Genomic DNA, 6,124 nt, shown 5'->3' on the forward strand with positions numbered 1-6,124 from the left:
ACGGGTACGACGCTGGGCGACCCGATCGAGGCGCAGGCGCTGCTGGCCACCTACGGCAAGGAGAAGTCTTCCGAACAGCCGTTGTGGCTGGGCTCGATCAAGTCCAACTTCGGCCACACACAGGCGGCGGCCGGTGTCGCGGGCATCATCAAGATGGTGCAGGCGATGGACCACGGCGTACTGCCCCAGTCGCTGCACATCGACGAGCCCTCGCCGCACGTGGACTGGGCCGCGGGCGCGGTCTCCCTGCTGACCGAGGCGCGGGAGTGGCCGGAGACCGGGCGTCCGCGCCGGGCCGGTATCTCCTCCTTCGGCGTCAGCGGCACCAACGCGCACGCCATCATCGAGCAGGCGCCGGAGCCCGAACCGGCCGAGGGGTCCGCGCTTCCGGCCGCCCGGCCGTCCGTGCTGCCCTGGACCGTGTCCGGGAAGAGCGCCGACGCGCTGCGGGCGCAGGCCGAGCGGCTGCTCGCCGACCTGGAGCTGCGGCCGGAGCTGTCGCCGACCGACCTGGCGTACTCGCTCGCGACCACCCGTGCCGCGCTGGACCACCGCGCCGTCGTGGTCGGCGGTGACCGCGCCGCGCTGGTCTCGGGCCTGGCGGCGCTGGCGCGTGGCGAGTCGGCGTCGGGGCTGGTCCAGGGCTCGGTGGCGGACGGCAAGACGGCGTTCCTGTTCACCGGGCAGGGCAGCCAGCGGCTCGGCATGGGCCGTGAGCTGTACGACGCCTATCCGGCGTTCGCCGAGGCGCTGGACGCGGTCTGCGACGAGCTGGACGCGTATCTCGAACGGCCGCTGAAGACCGTGATGTTCGGGAACGACGCGGCGGAGCTGGACCAGACCGGGTTCACCCAGCCCGCGCTGTTCGCCATCGAGGTCGCGCTGTTCCATCTGGCCGAGGCATGGGGCCTGCGGCCCGACTTCCTCTCCGGCCACTCCATCGGCGAGCTGGCCGCCGCCCATGTGGCCGGTGTGCTCTCGCTCGCCGACGCGGCGAAGCTGGTGGCCGCCCGTGGCCGTCTGATGCAGGCGCTGCCCGCCGGTGGCGCGATGATCGCCGTCCAGGCGGCCGAGGACGAGGTGCTGCCGCTGCTCACCGAGCGGGTCAGCATCGCCGCGCTCAACGGCCCGACCTCGGTCGTGGTCGCGGGCGACGAGGACGCGGCGCTGGAGATCGCGGCGGCCTTCGAGGAGCGGGGCCGCAAGACCAAGCGGCTCACCGTCAGCCACGCGTTCCACTCGCCGCGCATGGACGAGATGCTGGAGGCGTTCCGCGAGGTGGCCGAGGGCCTCACCTACGCGGCCCCGCGCATCCCCATCGTCTCCAACCTCACCGGGACCGTGGTCCTGGCCGAGGAGATCACCAGCCCGGACTTCTGGGTGCGCCACGTCCGGGAGGCCGTCCGCTTCCTCGACGGCGTACGGACGTTGGAAGCCCAGGGCGTCACCACCTATCTCGAACTCGGCCCCGACGGTGTGCTGTCCGCCATGGGCCAGGACTGCCTCGCCGACGCCGACGTGGCCGGTTTCGCCGCCACCCTGCGCGGCGGCCGTCCCGAGGCCGAGACCGTCGCCACCGCCCTGGCCGCCCTGCATGTCCGCGGGGTCACGCCGGACTGGTCCGCGTACTTCGCCGGGACCGGCGCCCACCGCGTCGACCTGCCGACCTACGCCTTCCAGCACCGCCGCTTCTGGCTGACGTCCCCCGCGGGCTTCGTGGGCGACGTGGAGTCGGCGGGCCTGGACCGGGCCGACCATCCGCTGCTGGGCGCGGCCGTGCCGCTGGCGGACTCCGACGGCTTCCTGTTCACCGGCCGGCTCTCCCTCGAAAGCCACCCGTGGCTGGCCGACCACGCCGTCATGGGCACCGTGCTGCTGCCCGGCACCGCCTTCGTGGAGCTGGCCATCCGCGCCGGTGACCAGGTGGGCTGCGACAAGCTGGACGAGCTGACCATCGAGGCGCCGCTGGTCCTGCCCGAGCGCGGCGCGGTCCAGTTGCAGATCCTGGTCGGCGCCCCGCAGCAGGCCGGGCACCGCACGCTGGAGCTGTACTCGCGGGCGCAGGACGCGCCCGCCGAGCTGCCGTGGCTCCGCCATGCCAGCGGTGTGCTGGTGGCCGGTGCCCCGCGGCCCTCGTTCGACCTGACCGCATGGCCGCCGCCGGGTGCCGAGCCCGCCGAGGTCGAGGGGCTCTACGAGCACCTGGCGCAGGGCGGCTTCGCGTACGGGCCGATGTTCCAGGGGCTGAGCGCGGCCTGGCTGCGCGGCGACGAGGTGTTCGCCGAGGTGCGGCTGCCGGAGGACCGCACGTCCGAGGCCACCGCGTTCGGGCTGCACCCGGCGCTGCTGGACGCCGCGCTGCACAGCACGTTCGCCCGTGCGGGCGGCGATGAGCAGGGGCGGCTGCCGTTCTCCTGGAGCGGGGTGTCGCTGCACGCGGTCGGCGCCGACGCGCTCCGGGTCCGGCTGACCCCGGCCGGGGCCGACGGGGTGGCGCTGGAGCTGGCCGACGGCACCGGTGCCCCGGTGGCCTCGGTCGAGCAGTTGGCGCTGCGCCCGGTGTCCGCCGGACAGCTCGCGGACGGCCGGTCCGCCGCGTACCACGAGTCGCTGTACCGGCTGGACTGGGCCACCGTGCCACTGGCCACCGAAGGCGCGGCCACCGCGGCCTGGACGGTGCTCGGCGAGGGCGCGCCCGCCGCGCTGACGTCGGGCGCGGCCGTCCACGCCGATCTGGACGCGCTGGCCGCGGCCGGGGACGCGCCCTCGTACGTCCTGGCCTGTCTCGACCCGCGCGGCGCCACCGACGACGAGGTGACCGCCGCCGTCCACACCGCCACCCAGCGGACCCTGGCGCTCGTACGGGCCTGGCTGGCCGACGACCGGTTCGCGGCGTCCCAGCTCGTGCTGGTCACCCGGGGCGCGGTGGCCACCGCGGGCGACGCCGGTACCCACGACCTGGCCCACGCCCCCGCGTGGGGCCTGGTGCGCTCGGCGCAGTCGGAGAACCCCGACCGGCTGGTGCTGGTGGACCTGGATGGCACCGACGCCTCCTACGAGGCGCTGGGCACCGCGATCGCCTCCGGCGAGCCGCAGTTCGTGCTGCGCCGGGGCGCCGTACACGCCCCCCGGCTGGCGCGCACCGCCGCCAGTGGGCCCATGGTGCCGCCGCCCGGCGAGCCTGCCTGGCGCCTGGACATCCAGGACAAGGGCACCCTGGAGAACCTCACCCTGCTGCCCAGCCCGGAGGCCGCCGCGCCGCTGGAGACGGGCCAGGTGCGGGTCGCGGTCCGGGCCGCCGGTGTGAACTTCCGCGATGTGCTCAACGCGCTCGGCATGTACCCCGGCGACGCGGGCCTGATGGGCAGCGAGGGCGCCGGTGTCGTCCTCGAAACCGGCCCCGGGGTCACCGATCTGGCGCCCGGCGACCGGGTGATGGGCATGCTGCCCGGTGGCTTCGGTCCGCTGGTGGTCGTGGACCGCCGCATGATCGCGCCGATGCCGGAGGGCTGGTCGTTCGCCCAGGCCGCGTCCGTGCCGATCGTCTTCATGACGGCGTACTACGCGCTGCGCGACCTGGCCGACCTCCAGGGCGGCGAGTCGCTGCTGGTGCACGCCGCCGCCGGTGGTGTGGGCATGGCCGCCGTGCAGTTGGCCCGCCACTGGGGCGTGGACGTCTACGCCACCGCCAGCCAGGGCAAATGGGACACGCTGCGCTCGCTGGGGCTGGCCGACGACCGGATCGCCTCCTCCCGCGACCTGGCCTTCGAGGAGAAGTTCCGCGAGGCCAGCGGCGGTCGCGGTGTCGATGTGGTGCTGGACTCGCTGGCCCGGGAGTTCGTGGACGCCTCGCTGCGGCTGCTGCCGCGCGGCGGCCGGTTCGTGGAGATGGGCAAGACCGACGTCCGGGCGCCGGAGGAGGTCGCCGCGGCCTATCCCGGCGTCTCCTACCAGGCGTTCGACCTGACCGAGGCCGGCCTGGACCGCATCCAGGAGATGCTGTGCGAGCTGCTGGAGCTGTTCCGGCGGGGCGCGCTGCGGGCGCTGCCGATCACCGCATGGGATCTGCGGCAGGCCCCGGACGCGTTCCGCTACCTCAGCCAGGCCCGCCACATCGGCAAGGTCGTACTCACCGTGCCCGCCCCGTGGAACCCGGACGGCACCGTGCTGATCACCGGTGGCACCGGCACCCTGGGCGGCCTGGTCGCCCGGCACGCGGTGACCGAGCGCGGCGCCCGCCGTCTGGTGCTCACCAGCCGGCGCGGTGAGCAGGCCGCGGGCGCGGCCGAACTCGCCGCCGAGCTGCGCGAGCTGGGCGCCGAGGTCACCATCGCCGCCTGCGACGCCGCCGACCGGGACGCGCTCGCCGCCGTCCTGGCCGACATCCCCGCCGGGCATCCGCTGACCGCCGTCGTGCACACCGCCGGTGTGCTGGACGACGGCGTGATCGACTCGCTGACCCCGGAACGGCTGGAGAAGGTGCTGCGCCCCAAGGTGGACGCGGCCGTGAACCTGCACGAGCTGACCCGCGACCAGGACCTGGCCGCGTTCGTCCTGTTCTCCTCCGCCGCCGGTACGTTCGGCGGCCCCGGGCAGGCCAACTACGCGGCGGCCAACTCCTTCCTGGACGCCCTGGCCCGCCACCGCCAGGCCCAGGGCCTCGCCGCCACCTCGCTGGCCTGGGGCCTGTGGGCCGAGGCCAGCGGGATGACCGGTGAGCTGGAGGCCACCGACAAGTCCCGGATGACCCGCTCCGGAGTGCTCGGCCTGTCCTCCGCCGAGGGCCTGGCGCTGTTCGACGCCGCCCAGCAGGTGGGCGACGCCTTCCTGGTGCCCATGCAGCTCGACCTGGCGCCGCTCACCGGCGCGCCCATCGAGATGGTGCCGCCGCTGCTGCGCGGTCTGGTGCGCGGCGGTACGACCCGCCGCACCGCCGAATCCGGCGCGGCCCAGGACGGCTCCTCGCTGGTGGAGCGGCTGGTCCGGCTGGACGCGGCCGAGCGCGAGCAGACCCTGCTCGACCTGGTGCGCGCCCAGGTGGCCGTGGTGCTCGGCCATGACTCGCCCGACGCGGTCGAGGCGAGCCGGGCCTTCAAGGACCTCGGCTTCGACTCGCTGACCGCGGTGGAGTTCCGCAACCGCCTCGGCGGCGCCGCCGGGCTGCGGCTGCCCGCCACGCTGGTCTTCGACTACCCGACGCCGACCGCGCTCGCCGGATATCTGCTGGAGGAGCTGCTCGGCTCCGAGGCGGCCGCGGCCGTCCCCGCCCGGGCGGAAGGCCCGGCGGGCGGCGTGGCCGACGAGGACGACCCGATCGCGATCATCGCCATGAGCTGCCGCTTCCCCGGGGATGTGCGCACCCCCGAGGACCTGTGGGAGCTGCTGGCCGAGGGCCGGGACGGTATCGCCCGGCTGCCGGAGGACCGCGGCTGGGACCTCGACGCGTTCTACGACCCGGACCCGGACCGGCCCGGCACCTCGTACGCCCGCGAGGGCGGCTTCTACTACGATGCCCACCACTTCGACCCGGCCTTCTTCGGCATCAACCCGCGCGAGGCGCTCGCCATGGACCCCCAGCAGCGGCTGCTGCTGGAGACCTCCTGGGAGTCCTTCGAGCGGGCGGGCCTGGACCCGGGCGCACTGCGCGGCAAGCAGGTCGGCGTGTTCGTCGGCCAGATGCACAACGACTATGTGTCGCGGCTGCACACCGTCCCGGAGGGCGTCGAGGGCTACCTCGGCACCGGCGGCTCCAGCAGCATCGCCTCCGGCCGGGTGTCGTACACCTTCGGCTTCGAGGGCCCGGCGGTCACCGTCGACACGGCGTGTTCGTCGTCGCTGGTGGCGCTGCATCTGGCGGCGCAGGCGCTGCGCAACGGCGAGTGCACGATGGCGCTCGCGGGCGGTGTCACCATCATCACCACCCCCGATGTGTTCACCGAGTTCAGCCGCCAGCGCGGACTGGCCAGGAACGGCCGCTGCAAGCCGTTCGCCGCCGCCGCCGACGGCACGGCCTGGGGTGAGGGCGTGGGCATGCTGCTGGTGGAGCGGCTGTCGGACGCGCGGAAGAACGGTCACCGGGTGCTGGCGGTCGTGCGGGGCACGGCGGTCAACCAGGACGGTGCGT

The 6,124-nt window shown here is 74.6% G+C and carries 1 protein-coding gene; it reads left to right on the forward strand.

From position 1 onward, the window contains the following. Window positions 1-6,124, forward strand: a 6,124-nt coding sequence (locus KN815_RS45295; protein WP_216347628.1) for a type I polyketide synthase, incomplete at both ends; no start/stop codon positions are given.

This window comes from Streptomyces niphimycinicus, from assembly GCF_018883605.1.
GTDB classification, from domain to species: Bacteria; Actinomycetota; Actinomycetes; order Streptomycetales; family Streptomycetaceae; genus Streptomyces; species Streptomyces niphimycinicus.